General features: G+C 31.6%; 19 protein-coding genes. 13 read left to right on the top strand and 6 right to left on the bottom strand.

From position 1 onward, the window contains the following. The first annotated feature begins 43 nt into the window (after nucleotides 1-43). From ACIQ16_RS05725 to ACIQ16_RS05665, 13 genes are all read left to right on the top strand, one after another. Nucleotides 44-271 carry a DUF3820 family protein gene (locus ACIQ16_RS05725; protein ID WP_396149501.1) on the top strand — a complete coding sequence of 76 codons (228 nt, stop codon included), beginning with the start codon at nucleotides 44-46 and terminating at the stop codon, nucleotides 269-271. Between the two features lie 128 nt (nucleotides 272-399). Beyond that, entirely contained in the window at nucleotides 400-2,007 is a 1,608-nt protein-coding gene (locus ACIQ16_RS05720; protein WP_396149499.1) for a CTP synthase, read from the top strand. An 83-nt stretch (nucleotides 2,008-2,090) separates the two neighbouring features. Continuing rightward, on the top strand, nucleotides 2,091-3,986 hold the full coding sequence (gene yidC / locus ACIQ16_RS05715) for a membrane protein insertase YidC (RefSeq protein WP_396149497.1): 1,896 nt from the start codon (nucleotides 2,091-2,093) through the stop codon (nucleotides 3,984-3,986). Nucleotides 3,987-4,098: 112 nt separating this feature from the next. Further along, nucleotides 4,099-4,854, top strand: coding sequence for a toxin-antitoxin system YwqK family antitoxin (locus ACIQ16_RS05710; RefSeq protein ID WP_396149494.1), 756 nt, complete (start codon nucleotides 4,099-4,101; stop codon nucleotides 4,852-4,854). 13 nt (nucleotides 4,855-4,867) lie between these two features. Next, on the top strand, nucleotides 4,868-6,055 hold the full coding sequence (gene mnmA, locus ACIQ16_RS05705; RefSeq protein WP_396149492.1) for a tRNA 2-thiouridine(34) synthase MnmA: 1,188 nt from the start codon (nucleotides 4,868-4,870) through the stop codon (nucleotides 6,053-6,055). Nucleotides 6,056-6,090: 35 nt separating this feature from the next. Beyond that, nucleotides 6,091-7,716 (top strand): S8 family serine peptidase, encoded by a 1,626-nt coding sequence (locus ACIQ16_RS05700; RefSeq protein WP_396149490.1) that lies wholly within the window; start codon nucleotides 6,091-6,093, stop codon nucleotides 7,714-7,716. Between the two features lie 13 nt (nucleotides 7,717-7,729). After that, the gene (locus ACIQ16_RS05695) at nucleotides 7,730-8,674 is read left to right on the top strand and encodes an NAD(P)H-dependent flavin oxidoreductase (RefSeq protein ID WP_396149488.1); all 945 of its coding nucleotides are present in this window, start codon (nucleotides 7,730-7,732) and stop codon (nucleotides 8,672-8,674) included. A 10-nt stretch (nucleotides 8,675-8,684) separates the two neighbouring features. After that, nucleotides 8,685-9,095, top strand: a complete 411-nt coding sequence (locus ACIQ16_RS05690; protein WP_396149486.1) for a hypothetical protein — start codon at nucleotides 8,685-8,687, stop codon at nucleotides 9,093-9,095. Between the two features lie 6 nt (nucleotides 9,096-9,101). Beyond that, nucleotides 9,102-10,400, top strand: a complete 1,299-nt coding sequence (locus tag ACIQ16_RS05685; RefSeq protein ID WP_396149484.1) for an anthranilate synthase component I family protein — start codon at nucleotides 9,102-9,104, stop codon at nucleotides 10,398-10,400. 12 nt (nucleotides 10,401-10,412) lie between these two features. Beyond that, a complete protein-coding gene (gene tilS, locus ACIQ16_RS05680; RefSeq protein ID WP_396149482.1) occupies nucleotides 10,413-11,732 on the top strand; it encodes a tRNA lysidine(34) synthetase TilS in 1,320 nt (439 codons plus the stop codon). Continuing rightward, nucleotides 11,716-13,731 (top strand): protein-disulfide reductase DsbD family protein, encoded by a 2,016-nt coding sequence (locus ACIQ16_RS05675; protein ID WP_396149480.1) that lies wholly within the window; start codon nucleotides 11,716-11,718, stop codon nucleotides 13,729-13,731. The genes tilS and ACIQ16_RS05675 overlap by 17 nt, the downstream gene beginning before the upstream one ends. A 108-nt stretch (nucleotides 13,732-13,839) precedes the next feature. Then, nucleotides 13,840-15,375 (top strand): YifB family Mg chelatase-like AAA ATPase, encoded by a 1,536-nt coding sequence (locus ACIQ16_RS05670; protein ID WP_396149478.1) that lies wholly within the window; start codon nucleotides 13,840-13,842, stop codon nucleotides 15,373-15,375. 264 nt (nucleotides 15,376-15,639) lie between these two features. After that, on the top strand, nucleotides 15,640-16,236 hold the full coding sequence (locus ACIQ16_RS05665) for an REP-associated tyrosine transposase (protein WP_396149476.1): 597 nt from the start codon (nucleotides 15,640-15,642) through the stop codon (nucleotides 16,234-16,236). 76 nt (nucleotides 16,237-16,312) lie between these two features. Here ACIQ16_RS05665 and ACIQ16_RS05660 read toward each other — a convergent pair whose 3' ends face one another. From ACIQ16_RS05660 to ACIQ16_RS05635, 6 genes are all read right to left on the bottom strand, one after another. After that, nucleotides 16,313-16,726, bottom strand: coding sequence for an SET domain-containing protein-lysine N-methyltransferase (locus ACIQ16_RS05660; RefSeq protein WP_396149474.1), 414 nt, complete (start codon nucleotides 16,724-16,726; stop codon nucleotides 16,313-16,315). A gap of 16 nt (nucleotides 16,727-16,742) precedes the next feature. Beyond that, on the bottom strand, nucleotides 16,743-18,104 hold the full coding sequence (locus tag ACIQ16_RS05655) for an exonuclease domain-containing protein (protein ID WP_396149558.1): 1,362 nt from the start codon (nucleotides 18,102-18,104) through the stop codon (nucleotides 16,743-16,745). Between the two features lie 107 nt (nucleotides 18,105-18,211). After that, nucleotides 18,212-18,877, bottom strand: coding sequence for a YggS family pyridoxal phosphate-dependent enzyme (locus ACIQ16_RS05650; RefSeq protein ID WP_396149472.1), 666 nt, complete (start codon nucleotides 18,875-18,877; stop codon nucleotides 18,212-18,214). 92 nt (nucleotides 18,878-18,969) lie between these two features. Next, the gene (locus tag ACIQ16_RS05645) at nucleotides 18,970-20,187 is read right to left on the bottom strand and encodes a DUF1015 domain-containing protein (protein ID WP_396149470.1); all 1,218 of its coding nucleotides are present in this window, start codon (nucleotides 20,185-20,187) and stop codon (nucleotides 18,970-18,972) included. A gap of 64 nt (nucleotides 20,188-20,251) precedes the next feature. Then, nucleotides 20,252-21,139 carry a 3-hydroxyacyl-CoA dehydrogenase family protein gene (locus ACIQ16_RS05640; protein ID WP_396149468.1) on the bottom strand — a complete coding sequence of 296 codons (888 nt, stop codon included), beginning with the start codon at nucleotides 21,137-21,139 and terminating at the stop codon, nucleotides 20,252-20,254. Nucleotides 21,140-21,181: 42 nt separating this feature from the next. After that, nucleotides 21,182-22,147: a Gfo/Idh/MocA family protein gene (locus ACIQ16_RS05635; RefSeq protein WP_396149466.1), complete on the bottom strand. Its 966-nt coding sequence runs from the start codon at nucleotides 22,145-22,147 to the stop codon at nucleotides 21,182-21,184. Nucleotides 22,148-22,269: the final 122 nt, after the last annotated feature.

Genomic DNA, 22,269 nt, shown 5'->3' with positions numbered 1-22,269 from the left:
TAAACGTTTATTTTCTATTTTCTATATTCTATATTCTCAAAAAATGACCAACCAAGAACAGCTCATCAAACTCGCATACACAATAATGCCTTATGGAAAATTTAAGGGGCGTTATCTTATTAATTTACCTGAGCAGTATATTGTTTGGTACAAAAATAAAGGATTTCCTACTGGAACTTTAGGCGAGCAACTTAAATTGGTGTACGAATTGAAACTTAATGGATTAGAAGAATTAATTCATAATATTCAAAAAAAATATCCAAAACCCTAAATTTAATACATAATTGACAATTTGACTTATTGATAATTGGCTAATTAATATTATCTTTGCGTGTTTTTAAATTCAATATCAGAGCGAACATTTTGTATGTTCCTCAAAACAACACAACAAACAACAATATGAATCAAACAAAATACATTTTCGTTACAGGTGGTGTTACTTCTTCATTAGGAAAAGGAATCATAGCAGCATCTTTAGCAAAATTATTACAAGCCAGAGGTTACAGAACTACTATTCAAAAATTTGACCCGTATATTAACGTAGATCCAGGAACTTTAAATCCATACGAACACGGCGAATGTTATGTAACAGATGATGGAGCAGAAACAGATTTAGATTTAGGACATTACGAACGTTTTTTAAATGTACCGACATCTCAAGCGAATAATGTAACTACAGGTAGAATTTACTTATCTGTTATTGAAAAAGAACGTCGTGGCGAATTTTTGGGGAAAACGGTTCAAGTTGTGCCTCATATTACCAATGAAATAAAAGAACGTATGCAATTGCTTGGTAATTCTGGCGATTATGATATAGTAATTACTGAAATTGGTGGAACAGTTGGTGATATAGAATCGTTACCTTACATAGAATCGGTTCGTCAATTGGTTTGGGAATTAGGTGATACTAACGGAATTGTAATTCATTTAACGTTAGTACCTTATTTAGCGGCTGCGGGTGAATTAAAAACAAAGCCAACGCAACATTCAGTGAAAACTTTGATGGAAAGCGGTATTAAAGCAGATATTTTAGTGTGTAGAACAGAACACGAATTATCTCAAGATTTACGTCAGAAATTAGCTTTGTTTTGCAATGTAAAAAAAGAAGCAGTTATTCAATCTATTGACGCTTCAACTATATACAAAGTGCCTAACTTAATGCAAGAAGAAGGTTTGGATAAAGTAGCACTTAAAAAATTAAATTTACCAGAAAAAGCGACTCCAGATTTAAAACAATGGAACGAATTTTTATATAAATTAGAAAATCCAAAACACGAAGTAAACATAGGTTTGGTTGGTAAATATGTTGAATTACAAGATTCATACAAATCTATTTTAGAAGCGTTTATTCACGCCGGAGCTACACAAGAAACAAAAGTAAATGTAGTTAGTATACATTCTGAGTTTTTAGATAAATCAAATGTAGCTGATAAATTAAAAGGTTTAGATGGTGTTTTAGTAGCTCCTGGTTTCGGTGGAAGAGGTATTGAAGGTAAAATTGAAGCGATTAAATATGTGCGTGAAAATAATATTCCTTTTTTAGGAATTTGTTTGGGAATGCAAATGGCTTCTATTGAATTTGCAAGAAACATACTTGGTAAAAAAGATGCCAATTCAACAGAAATGAATGAAAACACAAGTTATCCGATTATCAGTTTAATGGAAGAACAAAAAACAGTAACTGAAAAGGGTGGAACTATGCGTTTAGGTGCTTGGAAATGCTCAATCAAAGAAAATACTTTAGCACACAAAATTTACGGAAAAACAAATATATTAGAGCGTCACCGTCATCGTTTTGAATTTAATGGTGACTATTTAGCAGAAATGGAAGCTGCTGGATTGGTAGCTTCAGGTTTAAATCCAGATACAGGATTGGTGGAGATAATTGAATTGCCAAATCACCCATTCTTTATTGGGGTGCAATACCATCCAGAATATAAAAGTACAGTTTTAAATCCACATCCTTTATTTATGGGATTAGTGGCTGCAGCTGTTAAAAACAAATAGAATTGCTATATTGTAACGATTTTATTTAAACGCATACAAATTATAAATTTAATTCAACTCCGTTTGAGTTGCACATTCATATTATGGAAGAAAAAAAGTTTGACATTAAGTCGTTTATTGGTTTCACATTAATCTTCGGGATTTTAATGTGGATGATGTATTCAAACCAACCAACAAAAGAAGAATTAGCTGAAACAGCCAAAAAAGAACAAGCCGATAAAGAAGCAAAAACACCTAAAAGTGTAACGCCAACTACAACTCAATTGGTTCAAAAAACTGATTCTACAGGTAAGGTTTCACCAGAAGCTTTATCTAAATTAGGTGCTTTCGCTTATGCAGAATCATTACCTACAGCTAAAGATAGCGCTACTTTATTAGCAAATAATGTATTGCGTTTAAAAATAGCCAACAAAGGTGGGTATATTTCTGAAGCGACTATATTAAATGAAGAACAATTTAAAAAAGGTTCAGGAAAAGCGGTTCAAATTATCAAGGATAACAATGCAAACTTCAATTTAACTTTAACAACAAAAGACGGTAAAGTTATCAATACAAAGGATTTATACTTCGAACCAAAATATACGAAAGAAGGAAAAAATCAGGTAGTAACGATGCAATTAAAAACAGGTGAAAATCAGTTTTTAGAATACCGTTATGTAATGAAAGAAAACGATCACATGTTGGATTTTTCTATTCGTACACAAGGTTTGGAAAATGTATTAAATACTTCAAAACCAACCAATTTAGAATGGAATTTAAAAACCTATCGTAACGAAAAAAGTGTATCGTACGAAAATAGATATACCGAATTAATTTACGAATTTGATAACGGAAAAGACGATTATTTAAATGCCGCATCTGACACCGAAGATACAGCAGAAGCAGTAACTTATGTAGCTTTTAAGCAGCATTTCTATACTTCGGTTTTATTAACAAACACAGCATTTAAAAAAGTAGATTTAATATCTGACAATTTAGTAGATGATGAAAAAGTAGATACTGTTTTTACAAAAAACTTTACAGCTAAAATGCCGTTAGAATTTAAAAATGGTGCTTTAAATTATGATATGAATATGTATTATGGTCCTACAGATTATAAAACATTAAGTGCTTATGATAAAAACTTAGATGAATTGGTTTCATTAGGTTGGGGTGTATTTGGATGGATAAATATGTTTATTTTTATTCCATTATTTGGTTTGTTATCTGGATTTATGCCTTATGGTTTTGCTATTATCATCTTCACGATTTTGATAAAAATTGCGATGTCGCCTATCACATACAAATCATTCTTGTCGCAAGCCAAAATGAAAGTATTGAAACCAGAAATTGCAGAATTGGGTGAAAAATTCAAAAATAACCCAATGAAAAAACAACAAGAAACAATGGCATTGTATTCTAAAGCGGGTGTAAATCCAATGGCGGGTTGTATTCCAGCATTAATTCAATTACCGTTTATGTATGCCTCGTTTCAGTTTTTCCCTTCTGCTTTTGATTTAAGACAAAAAAGTTTCCTTTGGGCAGACGATTTATCTTCATATGATTCCATTTATAAATTGCCATTTAATATACCTTTTTATGGTGATCACGTAAGTTTGTTTCCAATATTAGCAGCTATTGCAATTTTCTTCTATATGAAGATGACAACAGGCGACCAAGCAATGCAAGCGCCTCAACAAGAAGGTATGCCAGATATGGGAAAAATTATGAAAATTATGATTTATCTTTCTCCGATTATGATGTTGGTTTTCTTCAATAATTATGGTTCTGGATTGAGTTTATATAACTTTATATCAAACTTAATTACAATCGGAATTATGTTAGTCATTAAAAAATATGTTGTTAACGAAGAAAAAATTCACGCACAAATTCAAGTGAATAAAACGAAACCAAAAACGGAATCGAAATTTCAAAAGAAAATGCGAGAGATAATGGAACAACAAGAAGCTCAAAAGGCATTAAATCAAAAGAAAAAATAAATTCTTTAAAAACCTGTTCTTGTTGAGAACAGGTTTTTTTATACTATTTTTGTAAAACAATCGTTTTATTATTTTAGATATAAAAAAACATATTTAACAAATTTTATAATATATGAAAAAACTAATTTTTATTGCTTTTTTAGTAGTTGCAAATTTGGTTTCAGCACAAGATAAATTAAATCAATTTGACGAACAAGGCTTGCGTAATGGTTTTTGGAAAGGCGTTCACGAAGAAAGTAAACGCCCAAGATACGAAGGCACTTTTGAACACGGAAAAGAAGTTGGTACTTTTAAATATTTTGATGATACTAAAGCAGGTACATTAATTGCAACTCGCGATTTTTCAAAAGCGGATGGTTCTTGTTATACTATTTTTTTCGATCAAAAAGGAAATAAAGTTAGTGAAGGTGTTGTAAAAAACAAACTTTTTGAAGGGCAATGGAAATATTACCATCAAGAATCTAAAGATATTATGACGCTTGAAAATTATAAAAACGGAAAGCTAAATGGAGTTAGAAAAGTGTTTTATAAAGCTAATAAATTAGCGGAAGAAATAAATTATACTGAAGGTAAGAAAAATGGTATTGGAAAAACATTTGCTGAAAACGGAAAGCAAATCGACCAACATCAATACGTTAATGATTTGTTTGAAGGTGTTGCTATTTATTTTGATGGGAATGGAAAAAAAATGTATGAAGGTACCTATAAAAATAATGTAAAGGTTGGAATGTGGAAATTTTACGAGAACGACAAAGTTGTAAAACAAGTTAAAGCTGATAAATTTTCAAAGGAATTAAAAAAAGTGGAACAAAAATTAGCCAAGAAATTTGCTAAAAGTACTCCTGTAGAAAAACCAGTTGAAGAATAATAATAAAATATAAATGAAACGAGTAGTTGTAGGACTTTCAGGTGGAGTAGATTCAAGCGTTGCAGCCTATCTTTTAAAAGAGCAAGGTTACGACGTTATTGGACTTTTTATGAAAAATTGGCACGATGATTCCGTAACTATTTCAAATGAATGCCCGTGGTTAGAAGATAGTAATGATGCTTTATTAGTTGCTGAAAAATTAGGAATTCCGTTTCAAACTGTTGATTTATCTGAACAATATCAAGAGAAAATTGTTGATTATATGTTTTCAGAATACGAAAACGGACGAACGCCAAATCCTGATGTATTATGCAACAGAGAAATAAAGTTTGATGTTTTTATGAAAATTGCTGTTTCTTTGGGTGCAGATTATGTAGCAACCGGACATTATTGCAGAAAAAACACCATTGATGTTAATGGTAACGAAGTTCATCAATTATTAGCTGGTAAAGATGACAACAAAGATCAATCGTATTTTTTATGCCAATTATCACAAGAACAATTAGCAAAAGCATTATTTCCAATTGGTGAGTTAACCAAACCAGAAGTTAGAGAAATCGCCACTAAAATGGAATTGGTTACGGCTGAGAAAAAAGATTCTCAAGGCTTATGTTTTATTGGAAAAGTGCGTTTACCAGAATTTTTACAACAAAAGTTACAACCAAAAGAAGGTCTAATTATTGAAATTCCTTCTACTAATGAAATTTATAATTCTATACTTCCAAATTTTGTAAATACCGAAGAATCATTAGCTTTTTATGCTAAAAATAAAGACTATTCTAATGCAAATGGAATCGTCAAAGGAAAGCATCAAGGGGCTCATTATTTTACAAACGGACAACGTCGTGGGTTAAATGTTGGTGGTACAAAAGAAGGCTTATTTGTCATTCAAACGGATGTTGTAAATAATATTATTTATGTTGGAGAAGGCGCCAATCATCCTGGTTTATTCAAAAATACGTTGTTCATAAAAGCAAACGAAGTACATTGGATTCGTCAAGATTTAAAATTGAATGTAGGAGAAACTAAAAATGTAATGGCACGAATTAGATACCGACAACCTTTGCAAAAAGCAACTTTACATCAATTTGAAAGTTGTATGTATGTGCAATTTGAAAATCCGCAATCTGCAATTACCGAAGGACAATTTGTAGCTTGGTATATGGATGATGAATTGCAAGGTAGTGGAGTAATTTCATAAAATAAATTTGCTATATTTGAATACTAATTTTTAATATGAAAAAAATATATCTTTTATTATTTTTAGGAATTATCAACTTGAGTTTTGCTCAAATTGAAGATGCTTGGGTGTATTTTAATAACAAGCCAAGTGCAGCAACTTTTTTAGCTAATCCTTTAACCATGTTGACACAACGTGCTTTGGATAGAAGAATGGCTCAAAATATTTCTTTAGATATTACGGATGTTCCTGTGGAGCAAAGTTATATTACTCAAATTGCGGCATCAACTGGAATTACAGTTATGGCAAAATCAAGATGGATGAATGCGTTGCATATTCGTGGTACTCAAACCAATGTTCAAGCTTTAACAAATTTAAGTTTTGTGAATCACATCACTTTTGCCAACCATTCATTAAATCCAGGTGGAAGAGTTTCTCAAAGCAATAAAATTTCAGCAGTAAACAAACAATTAGATACTCAAGTAATTTACAACTACGGTAATTCTCAAAACCAAATTGAAATGCTTAATGGGCATTTATTGCATCAACAAAATTATACAGGGCAAGGAAAAGTTATTGCCGTTTTAGATTCTGGATTTTTAGGAGTTGATACAGCACTTCCATTTCAAAATTTAATTGCAAACAATCAAATATTAGGAGGTTATAATTTTCCTGATCAAAACACTAATTATTTTTTCAGACACAATCACGGTTCAAATGTTTTATCTACTATGGGCGGATTTGCAGAAGGACAATTAGTTGGTACAGCTCCAAATGCAAAATATTATTTATTTATTACAGAAGATATCAATTCCGAAAACCCTGTCGAAGAATCCTATTGGGTGGAAGGTGCTGAATTAGCAGATTATTATGGTGTGGATGTAATTAATTCTTCTTTAGGATATTTTGGATATGACAATCCTAATTATTCTCACGATTATAATGATATGATTGGAAACAAAACGTTTTCTTCCCGTGGTGCCAATATGGCATTCAATAAAGGAATTGTAGTTGTAATTAGTGCTGGTAACTCAGGTGCCTCAAACGAGCCACACATTGGTACACCAGCTGATGCTATTGGTGCATTAACCATAGGTGCTGTTAATAGTTTAGAACAATACGCTACATTTAGTTCAATTGGGCCTTCATTTGACGGACGCGTTAAACCAGATGTTTGCGCTAAGGGTTTAGGAACAACCGTTTGTTCTCCAACTGGAGCTATATATGCTTCAAACGGAACCTCTTTTTCAAGTCCTGTTATTGCTGGAATGGTCGCTACCTTTTGGTCGGCTGTACCTAATTTATCGGCACAGCAAGTGGTTCAATTCATTAAACAATCATCAGATAATTACAGCAATCCAACCATACAGAAAGGATACGGAATTCCCGATTTTCAATTGGCATTAACGGCTGCTTTAAATATGGAAACAATTGTAGACAACAATCCAAAATATTTTACAGTATATCCAAACCCAACAGAAAATCTTATGTTTTTACGTCTTGAAGATGCTTCAGAAAAAGGAACAATTGAAATCATTAATACCTTGGGTCAAAAAGTTGCTAATAAAGAATTTGAAGGTTCTTATAACGCTTTTATTAATTTAGAAGATTTACCAAAAGGTATTTATTATTACAGGTATTTATCTACAAAAGAGCATATTGGTAAAATTATTAAAAAATAAGCAGATCAATTAAATGAATAAAATCACACAATTATTTGGAATTTCTTATCCGATTATTCAAGGTGGAATGATTTGGAACAGTGGTTACAAACTTGCAAGCGCGGTAAGTAACGCAGGAGGTTTAGGTCTTATTGGTGCCGGTTCTATGTATCCAGAAGTTTTGCGTGAACACATTCAAAAATGTAAAAAAGCTACATCTAAACCTTTTGGTGTAAATGTTCCGATGTTATATCCAAACATCGAAGAAATTATGCAAATTATAGTAGAAGAAGGTGTGAAAATTGTTTTTACTTCTGCTGGAAATCCTAAAACTTGGACCAATTTTCTTAAAGAAAATGGAATTATTGTGGTTCACGTGGTAAGCAGTTCTAAATTTGCTTTAAAAGCTCAAGAGGCTGGTGTAGATGCTGTTGTAGCTGAAGGTTTTGAAGCTGGAGGACACAACGGTAGAGAAGAAACGACAACACTTACTTTAATTCCAATGGTAAAAGAAAATATTTCTATTCCATTAATCGCAGCTGGCGGAATTGCCACGGGTAAAGGTATGTTAGCTGCTATGGTTTTAGGAGCTGATGGCGTTCAGATGGGAAGTCGATTTGCCGCTTCGATAGAATCAAGTGCACATATTGACTTTAAGAAAACAATATTAGAAACACAAGAAGGTGAAACACTGGTTACTTTAAAAGAATTAGCGCCGGTTAGATTAATTAAAAACAAATTTTTTAATGATATTCAAGAAGCTTATGCCAATTGTGCTTCTGTAGAAGATTTAAAAACGTTATTAGGCAGAGCAAGAGCTAAAAAAGGTATGTTTGAAGGTGATTTAGTAGATGGTGAATTAGAAATTGGTCAAATTGCAGGATTAATTCACGATATTCTTCCAGTTGAAACGATTGTAAATAATGTGATTACCGAATTTAATTTAGCAAAAGGCAGTGTAAACGAAATTCAATTTTAATTTATATAAAATGAAAAAAATAGTTATTGTATTGTTTTTAGGTTTATGTTCACAAATGGGATTTTCTCAAACATATCAATTTAAAACAGTTAATTATTCTGTTTCTCAAAAAAATGCAAAAGGCGAATGGTCTAAATGGTCTAAAACGTTACCAACCGAACTATTAATTAATTTAGATAGAGACAAACATCGCTTTGTAGTGTATTCTGAGATTATTCAATTGTATAGTATTTTAAAATATGAAGACAAAGTTGAAAATGAATCAGGAACGTCTAATAAATATTTTTGTGTAGATAATTTAGGTATAGATACAGTTATAACAATTGTCTCTCCTAAAAATGCAGGAAGCAGTAAGCAAATTTACATAGCAAATGATGATATGATAATTGAATATGATTTAATTTATTTAGGCGAAAAATAATATCTCTTGCGAACTAATAGTATAAAACAAATATCAGATCCATCTCTTTTTAAAGAGAAAATTTCACTTTGGAGTCAGCAATTTAGAGAAGTAACTATTTTAGATAGTAATTCTCAAAGTAATGAAAATCAATTATATAAAACATATGATTTCGTAGTTGCAGTAGACGCTTTTACTTCTATTCAAACCGATTTTGAGAAAGCATTTGAAGATGTATATCAATATCAATCCAAATCAAACGATTGGCTTTTCGGATATTTAGCTTACGATTTAAAAAACGATGTTGAACATTTACAATCTCAAAATTTTGACGGATTAGGTTTCCCTGATTTGTACTTTTTTCAGCCAAAGAAAATCTTTTTATTAAAAGATACTACTTTAGAAATTCAATATCTAAATATGTGCGATGATGAAATTGATTCTGATTTTGAAGACATTTTAAATCAAGAAAAAGGCGAAAGTCAAGAATCAAAAGTTACTATCCAACAAAGAATTTCTAAAGAAAATTACCTTAAAAAAGTTAATAAAATGCTTGCTCATATTCTTCGAGGTGATATTTATGAAGCTAATTTTTGTATGGAATTTTATGCAGAAGAAGCAGTAATTGCACCATATGAAGTTTATAAAAAATTAAATGAAATTTCAGACGCACCATTTTCAGTTTATTTCAAGAAAAATCAACAGTATTTACTTTCAGCTTCACCTGAACGGTATTTAAAAAAAGAAAACGAAAAAGTGATTTCTCAGCCAATAAAAGGTACTGCGAAACGCAATTCAAATTCAGAATTAGATAAGCAGAATAAAATAGCGCTTCAAAACAATGCCAAAGAGCGTTCAGAAAATATAATGATAGTTGACTTGGTTCGAAATGACTTGTCACAAACCGCAATAAAGAGTTCAGTTGAAGTTGAAGAACTTTGTAACGTTTATTCATTCAAGCAAGTACATCAAATGATTTCAACTATAACTTCAAATGTTGCACATACCACTTCACCAATTGAAATTTTACGAACCACTTTCCCAATGGGAAGTATGACTGGCGCACCGAAAATTTCAGCTATGAAAATTATTGAAGATTTGGAAGAAACAAAACGAGGATTGTATAGCGGAGCTGTAGGCTATTTTACGCCTTCAGGAAATTTTGATTTTAATGTGGTTATTCGAAGTATTTTGTATAATTCTGAAAATAAATATTTAAGTTTTTCTGTTGGAAGTGCCATAACTTCTGAAGCCATTCCAGAAAATGAATATGAAGAATGTTTATTGAAAGCCAAAGCTATGTTTGAGGTTCTTCAAGTAAATTAATTACATTTGTAAATGCTTCAAAAACTAAAAAATCATATTCAACAAAATTTTTCTTTCTTACAAGATAAAAAATTACTTGTGGCTACCAGTGGTGGCTTGGATAGTATGGTTTTAGTACATTTATTTCAAAAATTAAATTTCAATTTTGCTTTAGCGCACTGCAATTTTCAATTAAGAAATTTGGAAAGTGATGAAGATCAAAAATTTGTTACTAATTACGCCAAGCAGCATAATATTCCTTTTTTTACTACAAAATTTGATACTAAAAAATATTCTGAAACATATAAATTATCAACGCAAGTTGCTGCCAGAAATCTAAGGTATGATTGGTTTAACGAGATTTTAATCCAAGAAAAATTCGATTATATTATTACTGCGCATCACGCTGATGACGATGTGGAAACATTTTTGATTCATATTTCTCGCGGTACAGGTTTAGAAGGTTTAACAGGAATTCCATCGCAAAACGGAAATATTATCCGACCAATGTTGCCTTTTTCACGTAAAGAAATTGAAAATTACGCATCTGAAAACCAATTACAATGGCGAGAAGATAGCAGTAATGCCTCGGATAAATATGTAAGAAATAAAATCAGACATCATATTGTACCCGTTTTAAAAGAAATAAACGATTCTTTTTTATCTTCGTTTCAAAATACGTTAGAACATCTTAATCAGCAACAATCTTTAGTAGATGATGCGGTTTTGTTGGTGTATGAAAAAGTAGTTACAGAAGAAAAAGAACAAATTAAAATTAATATTGCTGCCTTGCTTCAGTATAAAAATTATAAAGCGTATTTATACCAATGGCTTCATAAATATGGTTTTACAGCTTGGAATGATGTCTATGATTTAGTACAATCGCAAACAGGAAAACGCATCGAATCTGAAAATTATATTTTATTAAAAGACAGAGATTATTTACTTCTTTCTCAAAAAAGAATGATGAATTTTGAAACTATTGTTATTAATTCTGTAACTGAAAGTACTAATTTTCCGTTAAATTTCAGTTTTTGTAACATAAGTAACATTTCAAATCAAAACAAGAACATTATATTTGTGGAAGAATCGAAGTTACAATTTCCGTTAATCATAAGAAAATGGAATGAAGGCGATTTCTTTTATCCAGCAGGAATGCAAGGCAAAAAGAAAGTAAGCAAGTATTTTAAAGATGAAAAATTTTCACAATTTCAAAAAGAAGCTACTTGGATATTAGAAAGTAATAATCAAATTGTTTGGATAATTGGACACAGAGCTGACGAACGATTTAAACCAGATAACACCAATCAAAATATAATACAAATTACATATAACAATGAAAAAAATAGTTAGTTTATTCGCCCTGTTTCTTGCCTTTATGGGTACAGCACAAATTGTAGAACCAGTAAAATGGAGTTCAAGTGTTGTGAAAGTTTCTGATACTGAAGTAGATTTAATTATCTCAGCAAGTATTGAAAACAATTGGCATTTGTATTCGCAATTCACACCTGAAGGTGGTGCCTTACCTTTGGTTTTTACGTTTAAAAATCAAAAAGGAAATTACCAATTAATAGGAAAAACTAAAGAAGGTAAATATAAAAAAGCGTTTAATGAAATATTTGAAATTGAAGAATATTACTTTCAAACTTCAGCAAAATTTACACAACGTATTAAAATATTAAATTCCAAATTAAAAACAATTTCTCTTTTGGCAGATGGTCAAGCGTGTATTGATGGAAAATGTGTGCAAACTGAAGGGAATTTAGTTTTTAATTTACCAGAAATAAAGGCAACTGAAGCCAATTCAGATCTTGCTTTGGATTCAGTTTCAAAACCAACTGATTCGGTTGCTAAAACTGAAACGGACACCACAAAGCAAACTGTTGCACCAGTAAAAAATTCAAATAACGCTACACCAAATAAAGAAGAAAAAAGTTTATGGACTATTTTCTTTTTAGCCTTTTTAGGTGGTTTTGCAGCGCTTTTGATGCCTTGTATTTTCCCAATGATTCCAATGACAGTTAGCTTTTTTACGAAACAAAGTAAAACCAAAGCAGAAGGTATTAGAAATGCCATCATATACGGCTTAGCCATCATTGCTATTTATGTGTTGTTAGGGTCATTAATTACAGGGATTTTTGGCGCAGAAGCACTGAATGAATTATCAACAAGCGTTACGTTTAATTTAATTTTCTTTGCCTTATTAGTAATTTTTGCACTTTCGTTTTTAGGTGCATTCGAAATAGTTTTACCAAGTTCTTGGGCTACAAAAATTGATTCAAAAGCAGATAAAGGCGGTATAGTTGGTATCTTTTTTATGGCATTGGCATTAGCAGTAGTTTCTTTTTCTTGTACAGGTCCAATTGTTGGTACTTTACTTGTAGAATCGGCATCAAAAGGTGGTTTAGCGCCAATTATTGGAATGTTAGGTTTCTCTATCGCTATTGCTTTACCATTTATGTTATTTGCTATGTTTCCAGGTTGGTTAAATTCAATGCCAAAATCGGGTGGTTGGTTAAATACGGTTAAAGTTTCATTAGGATTTTTAGAATTGGCTTTTGCCTTTAAGTTTTTATCTAATGCCGATTTGGTGTTACAAAAACATTGGTTAGAAAGAGAGTTGTTTATTGCGATATGGATTGCTGTATTTGCTGCTTGGGCGTTGTATTTATTTGGCAAATATATGTTACCTCACGATTATGAAAAAGCGGATAAAATAGGAGTAGGGCGTTTGATGATGGCTATTATCGTTAGTACTTTTACTTTCTATATGATTCCAGGATTATGGGGCGCGCCATTAAAAATATTAAGCGGATTAACGCCTCCTATGACTTATGCAGAAAGCGTATCAGGATTTGGAAATGGAAATTCGAGTACAGCTGAATTACCAGAACACGCGCACAATGGACCACACGGAATTATCGCTTTTGAAGACTATGAATACGGATTAGCATACGCGAAAAAAGTAGGTAAACCAGTTTTGTTAGATTTTACAGGTGATGCCTGCGCAAATTGCAGAAAAATGGAAGACAATGTTTGGTCTGATAAAAATATTTTATCTATCCTAAAAAATGATGTGGTATTAGTTTCTTTATATTGTGATAGAAAAATTGATTTACCTAAAGAAAAACAATACGTTTCTAAAACAACCGGCAAACAGGTAATTACTATTGGAAACAAATGGACAGACTTACAAATTTCAAGATATAAAAGTAATTCGCAACCTTTATATGTTATTATTGATAATGAGGGTAATGATTTAGAAGGTGTAACACCAATGGCATTTAATACCAATATTGAAGAATATAAAAAATGGTTAGAAAATGGTATTGCCCTGGTTAATAAAAAGTAGAAATTAAAAAATCTATATAAACCTGAATGATTTTTTTGTTCAGGTTTTTTTATTTCAAAAACTTTTCTACATTTGTATTTATATAAGCCAATTTTTAAAGTACACGCCATGTTAGTAAAAGTCTTTGGAAGCGCCGTTTTCGGTGTAGATGCCACCACCATTACTGTAGAAGTAAATATCGATAAAGGAATCGGATACCATTTAGTAGGTTTACCTGATTCCGCTATTAAAGAAAGCAGTTATCGTATAGCTGCAGCTCTAAAAAATAATAATTATAATCTTCCTGGAAAAAAAATCACCATAAATATGGCGCCTGCCGATTTAAGGAAAGAAGGTTCTGCCTATGATTTAACCTTAGCAATTGGAATTTTAGCCGCTTCTGGTCAAATAAACGCCGACGATGTTGGAAAATACATCATTATGGGCGAAATGTCTTTAGATGGTGGTTTACAGCCAATTCGTGGAGCATTATCTATAGCTATTAAAGCAAAAGAAGAAGGTTTTACAGGAATTATCCTTCCCAATCAAAATGTAAAGGAAGCCGCAATTGTAGAAGGTTTAGATGTTTATGGTGTCGATAATGTATTACAAGTCATTAATTTTTTTGAAGGCAAAGAAACTTTAATTCCTACCATAATTGATACGAAGGAAGAATTTTCTAAGAACCTTGAATTTCCAGAATTCGATTTTGCCGACGTGAAAGGTCAGGAGTCAATTAAAAGATGTATGGAAATTGCAGCTGCAGGCGGTCATAATATTATTTTAATTGGACCTCCAGGCGCTGGAAAAACGATGTTAGCCAAACGTTTACCAAGTATTCTACCACCTATGAGTATGCAAGAAGCATTGGAAACAACTAAAATTCATTCGGTTACAGGTAGAATAAAAGATGCAGGATTATTAACGCAACGTCCTTTTCGAGCACCACATCACACGGCAAGTTCTGTCAGTTTAGTAGGTGGAGGAAGTTATCCACAGCCAGGAGAAATTTCTTTAGCACATAATGGCGTTTTGTTTTTAGATGAATTACCTGAGTTTAAACGTGAAGTTTTGGAAGTGATGCGCCAACCTTTAGAAGATAGAGAAGTAACAATCGCTCGAGCAAAATTTACTATTACTTATCCTTCTTCATTTATGTTAGTAGCCAGTATGAATCCAAGTCCGAGTGGTTTTTTTAACGATTCGAAAAATTCAAATGGTGCTTCACAAATGGAAATGCAACGCTATTTAAGTAAAATTTCAGGGCCTCTTTTAGATCGAATTGACATTCATATTGAAGTCACACCCGTACCTTTTGAAAAATTATCGGAAACTCGCAAAGCAGAAAGTAGTGTTGAAATTAGAAAACGGGTTACAGAGGCAAGAAATATTCAAACACAACGTTTCGAAAACTACAATCACATTCATTATAATGCACAAATGAGTAGTAAGTTAATTCGTGAATATTGTGCTTTAGATGATGTTTCTTTACAGTTATTGAAAACGGCTATGGAACGATTGAACTTGTCGGCACGAGCATATGATAGGATTTTAAAGGTTTCCCGAACTATTGCCGATTTAGAAAATTCACAAAATGTATTTTCACATCATATTGCAGAAGCTATTCAGTATAGAAGTTTAGATAGAGAAGGTTGGTTGGGATAATTTGCAAGCTCCGCAAAGTCTCCGACTTTGAGGTTGTGTTTTGCAGTCTTTGACTGACTTTGATATTACAAAATATAATAATAAATAGTAATGAAATTAGAAATAAAGGTCGGAGACCTTTTTTCACATCCTCAAAGTCGGAGACTTTGCGGAGCATATAGAAGTTTGCTTAAGTTTTAGTAATTTTAATATATTAATATTGTAGCTCCGAAAAGTCTCCGACTTTGAGGTAATGTTTTACAGTCTTTGACTGACCTAAAATATATGAAAGATAAAGAAGGATACATAATTAGAGACCAATCTAAGGCTCATTTTATTACCGCAACTGTTGTGGATTGGGTTGATGTTTTTTCAAGAAAAGCATATAGTGATTGCATAATTGAAAGTTTGGATTTTTGCATCAAAAATAAAGGAATGATTTTGTATGGATTTGTAATAATGTCTAATCACATTCATTTAATTATACAATCAGATAAAAATAAATTATCCGATTTGATTCGGGATTTCAAGAAGTTTACTGCAAAGACCATTTTGCATAAAATAGAAACAGAACCAGAAAGCAGAGCTGATTGGATGCTGAAACGTTTTGAATTTGCTTGTAAAAGTCATAGTCGAAATGAAAAATATCAGTTTTGGCAATATGGAAATCATCCCGAAGAAATTTTTTCAGAAAAGTTTTTTTGGTCTAAATTGGATTATATTCATTTGAATCCAGTTCGAGCAGGTATTGTTGTCAAAGCTTCTCATTATTTGTATTCAAGTGCATCTAATTATGTAAATGATTATGGAATTATAACAGTTGATAATCCAGTAATAGATGTTTTAAAACCACAATCAATTAGTAATATTTATAATTGGTAAGGAAGGTCGGAGACCTTTAAATACAACCTCAAAGTCGGAGACTTTGCGGAGCGTAAGTTAGAGAAGGTTGGTTAGGTTAGCCGTGTTTTTTCCAATATCTTTTACCATAACTGCAAAAAATTTCTTCATTAGATTTGATGTTTTTTGTAGCAATTAAACAAACGTTGTTGGCTTCGTCTAACGAGATTTTCGAATTATTTTTATACTTAGATTTTATAAAACCATTGGAATCATTTGCGTATTTCGCAAAACAATCTACAGTATTTGAGTCTAAAATTGTGCCATCAAGTAAATTAATAAAATACTTGTCTTCATTATGTTCAACAATAGATTCGGCTTCGGTGTTTGTTATTATTTTACCTTTAAAAATGGAAATTATTTCTTCCTTATAAATTTTTATTGCTGTAAATAATCCATTTCCAGAATTTTCAATTTGAGATTTATGAATGTATAAATAATCTTCTTCCTTTGCATCAATGGTGTTGTCCATATTATTTTTAATTAAACTAAAATTTTAAAATTCGCATTACTCTATTTTTTCTAATATGGTTTTTTATGATGGTTGTAGTGTCTCTATTATTTTGCATCGGAATAATAATGTTTTTTAATATCTCAACATTCGTAATTTGATAGTTTAAATCGAAAAAACAATATCCTTTATAAACACCATTTTCAATTAAAACGGCACTTCGTTCTTCAATTCCTCGACCTTTGTCGACAACTACCATATTGTTGTTTTCAAATTGTAAGTTATGAATACAATCTTCAGCACGAGTGTTATATATTTCAGGACTTTCAAGCTGTATGCAAGCGCCATTACATTCTTTAATTTTATATTGAAAACAGGCTAATTTCGTATCATATAAACCATTTATTTTCTGGCATAATTTGGCATTAGAAGTAATTTTAAAAAGAAAGTTTTTACCTTCTTGTAAACTTACAAATGAGGTGATTTCTTTTTTTCGTCCATCTGCTTTTTCAATAGTTATTGCCAAATAGCCTTCCTTATTTATATGCGAATACATAGCAAAATTAAAAATACTTTTACGTTGTGCTCTGTTATATATTGGCTTGTTGATTTTAATTTCTTCCGATTCTTTCAATAAAGCAATTAATTCACTACCTGTTTCTTCGTAAGTAACCGTGTACACATCGCGTTGTATTTTTTTACTTTTTGCGTTTGCTCCTGTAAAATGCTGATTAACACGTTTTTTTATATTTTTGCTTTTACCAATATAAATTAAATCGCCGTTTTCATTATGAATATAGTATATACCAGTTTTTGAAGGCAATTTTTCTAATATATCAAGTAATTTAGGTGATAAACCTGCTTTTATTTCGGTTTTTATATAACTTTTTACAATTTCTTTAGTCAAATCTTTTGCTAAAAGCATCTTGAATAATTTAACTGTAGCCATTGCATCTCCACTTGCTCTATGTCTGTCTGCCATTGGAATTCCTAATGAACGCACTAATTTTCCTAAACTATATGAAGGCAAATCGGGAATGATTTTTTTGGCTAATTCTACAGTACATAGCGTTGGTTTTTTAAAATCAAAACCCAAACGTCTAAATTCCATTTGTAAAATTCGGTAATCGAAACTGGCGTTATGCGCTACAACAATAGAACCTTCAGTAATTTCAATAATTCGTTTTGCCACTTCGTAAAACTTTGGCGCACTTCGAAGCATAGCACTGTTTATACCCGTTAATTTTACCACAAAAGGCTGAATTGGTTTTTCAGGATTCACCAAACTAATAAACTGGTCAACCACTTCGTGACCATCAAATTTATAAATGGCAATTTCCGTAATACCTTCTTCATTGTATTGTCCGCCCGTGGTTTCTATGTCGATAATAGTATAAATATGCTTTCTTTTTTAAGTGTTTTTGTCATTTCGACGTAAGGAGAAATCTCATTATATTTTGATTGTAGGATATCTCCTTACGTCGAAATAACAAAGTTAAACAAACTTTATCTCGCTCCAAAGATACTACTTCCTATTCGAACCATTGTACTACCGCACGAAATGGCAAGTTGATAATCGCCAGACATACCCATTGAAAGAATTGATAATTGATAATTGATAATTGATAATTTGTTTATTTTATCAAATATCGCTTTCAAATGGTTGAATTCTTTTTCAATTTGGTTTTGATTTTCAGTGAAGGTTGCCATTCCCATTAATCCTACAATTTTGATGTTTTCGAATTCGCTTTTGTCATTCTGAACTTGTTTCAGAATTTCTTCTAATTCAAGCTCATCTAAACCAAATTTAGTTTCTTCTTCCGCGATATGAATTTGTAATAAACAATCAATTACTCTATTGTGTTTTTTGGCTTGTTTATTTATTTCTTGCAACAATTTTAAACTATCTACACCGTGAATTAAACTCACGTATTCCGCCATAAATTTGACTTTATTGGTTTGTACGTGGCCAATCATATGCCATTCGATATCTTTTGGCATTTGTTCCCATTTATCAGTCATTTCTTGGATTTTGTTTTCTCCAAAAATGCGCTGACCAGCATTGTAGGCTTCCATTAAATCGGAAACAGGTTTGGTTTTTGAAACCGCAACCAAAGTCACGTGAGCTGGAAGTTGGGATTTTATCTCGGTAAGGTTTTTAGCTATTGACATTATTATTTTTTTAAACACAGATTTAAGAAATTTTTTAAATTTTAATAATTTTTTAAATCTGTGTTATTAATATTTTTTATCTAAATCTAAGTTTACAATTCATAAACCACCAATCCACTTCTAAACTTTGGTTCAATGTAGGTTGATTTTGGAGGCATAATTAAATTATTGTCGGCAATGGTTTTAATTTCTGACATATTTGTAGGGTAGAGCATAAAGCCCACTTCGTATTCGCCTTCATCTATTAAATCTTTAATAACAGAAACACTTTGTTTTCCTGGAATGTAATCAATGCGTTCGTCGTTTCGCAAATCTTCAATACCTAACAAGGGATGCAAAACCGTATCGTATAAAATTTGTGCATCTAAATTTTCTAAAACAGAAGTAACCTTTTGATTTTGCTTATAAAACAAAGCATAAAAACTTCCATCTAAATACATTCCAAATTCAAATTTATTTTGCGGTTTCCACAATTCTTGATCTTTTTGTTTGATGATAAAATTATCCGATAATTTAGTTATAAAATCATCTTTTGATAAACCATTTAAATCGCGAATGATTCTATTAAATTCATAAATTTTCACGTTACTTTCGGCAATTAGAAAACTCATAAAATAATTTAGGTTTTTATTGCCTAAATGTTTGTCTTGTTCAAACAATAATTCTGCTGAAGCCGAACGATGATGCCCATCAGCTATATATAAATTTGGAATGTTTTCAAAATGTTCTTGTAACCATTCTATTTCTGATTGTGTATCAATCTTCCATAACGTGTGCTTTTCCTTATTTGGAGTGGCAAAGGCATAAATGGGTTCACTCTTTTTTCGTAAAGCAATAAACGTATTTATTTCAACAGAATCTGGATACGTAATCAAAACAGGTTCGGTATTAAATCCCGTTTGATGCAAATAATCTTTAAACAATTCTACGCGATATTGTAAGGTATCTTCGTGTTTTTTAATCTGATTTTTCTGATATTCTTCTACAGAAGTTCCTGCAATAATTCCAGTAAAAGTTTGGTTTTTCGATTGAATTTCGTACAAATAAAAAACAGGTTGTTCTTCGGAAATTAAAATAGATTCGTTTTTAAAATCCTGATATTTATGCAAAACACCTTTAAAACGCTTGTCTAAAGTAATCTTTTGAGTATTCGCATACGCAGGATGAATCACGTGCAAAAACGAATACGGATTGAAACTTAGCCAAGCCGCAAGTTCGGCAGAACTATATTCTTCATAGGTTCTGCAAGTTACCAATGCGACTTTATCTGCCGATGGACGAACTGCTTTAAAGGGGATTATTTTGCTCATTTTTAGCATTTAGCCTTTAGCTCTAAGCTGTCAGCAATGGCTAACTGCTAAAAGCTAATAGCTTTTATTTAAATTGTTTTGAAACTTTCTCAGCTTTTTTACTTTCAGAATAATCATAGAATCCTTCACCAGATTTAACACCTAATTTCCCAGCCATTACCATATTTACTAATAACGGGCAAGGCGCATATTTAGGGTTTTTAAATCCGTCGTACATTACATTTAATATAGATAAACAAACGTCAAGACCAATAAAATCAGCTAATTGCAAAGGTCCCATTGGATGTGCCATTCCTAATTTCATCACGGTATCAATTTCAGATACGCCTGCCACACCGTTATATAACGTTTCAATAGATTCGTTAATCATTGGCATTAAAATTCTGTTGGCTACGAAACCTGGATAATCATTTACCTCGGTTGGAGTTTTACCTAATTTTATCGATAAATCCATAATAATTTTAGTCACTTCATCAGAAGTAGAGTAGCCACGGATGATTTCAACTAATTTCATAATTGGCACTGGATTCATAAAATGCATTCCAATAACTCGTTCCGGATGAACCACTTGTGCTGCAATTTGTGTAATAGAAATAGAAGACGTGTTACTCGCTAAAATCACATTATGGTCGCAAATTTCGCTTAACTGCTTAAAGATATTCATTTTTAGCGATACATTTTCAGTAGCGGCTTCCACAACTAAATCGCAACCCACAACGCCATCTTTAATATCCGTATAAGTTATGATGTTTGAAATGGTTTTGTGTTTGTCAGCTTCGGTGATGCTTCCTTTGGTTACCATTCTGTCTAAGTTAGCAGCAATAGTTGCCATTCCTTTTTCTAATGATTTCTCAGAAATATCAATTAATTTTACGGTAAATCCTGCTTGTGCAAATGTATGAGCAATTCCGTTGCCCATCGTTCCTGATCCTATTACGGCTATTTGTTTCATTATGTATTTTGTTTCAAGTTTAAGGTTTCAAGTTATAGAAAATTATTTTCCCATAGATTCTATAATCATGTACGCTACACGCAACGCTTCTGTTCCATCTTCTAAAGTTACAATAGGTGTAGTGTTATTATTTATTGCATCTGCAAACGATTCCAATTCGTCTAAAATGGCGTTATTTGGGTTAACGTTAGGATTATCGAAATAAATTTGTTTTTTCACACCTTCTGCATTTTGCAATATCATATCAAAATCACCTGGTGTTTCTGGTGCATCTTGCATACGAACGACTTCGCAAATTTTATCTAAATAATCTACAGAAATGTAAGCGTCTTTTTGAAAGAAACGTGATTTACGCATATTTTTCATCGAAATTCTACTCGCTGTAATGTTTGCCACACAACCGTTTTCAAACTCTAAACGCGCATTGGTAATGTCTGGAGAATCAGAAATTACGGCAACGCTACTGGCATTAACCGTTTTAACTTTTGATTTTACTACGCTTAAAATCGCATCAATATCGTGAATCATTAAATCTAAAACCACAGGAACATCTGTCCCACGCGGATTAAATTCCGCCAAGCGATGCGTTTCTATAAACATAGGTTTATCAATCATATCTTTAACAGCAGTAAATGCAGGATTGAAACGTTCCACGTGTCCGACTTGACCTTTTATATTAAATTTAGTAGCTAAAGCAACAATTTCTTCTGCTTCTGTAACTGTTGTAGCGATTGGTTTTTCTATAAAAATATGTTTTCCAGCTTCAATTACCATTTTGGCACATTCGAAGTGTTGAATCGTTGGAGTAACAATATCTACTACATCAACTGCGGCAATTAAACTTTCAATAGAATCAAATTTTTTATAACCGAACTCGGCAGAAACTTTATTTGAATTTTCCTCAAAAGGATCAAAAAAACCAACTAGTTCGTATTTTTCTGACTGATTTAATAATCGTAAATGTATTTTTCCTAAGTGACCAGCACCTAAAACTCCGACTTTTAGCATAAAAATAAATTTTATCAAAAATAGTAATAAAATAAGAATTTACAAGATTTTAAAATTCCAAATTCCAACATATTCAGAATTAAATTTTTTCTTAACAATTTAATTTTCAGATTTTAATTTTG

The organism is Flavobacterium sp. (assembly GCF_044360715.1).
Taxonomy (GTDB): Bacteria; Bacteroidota; Bacteroidia; order Flavobacteriales; family Flavobacteriaceae; genus Flavobacterium.
Note: the sequence above shows the minus strand (reverse complement) of the source record. Positions and strands in the feature narration are given on the sequence as shown.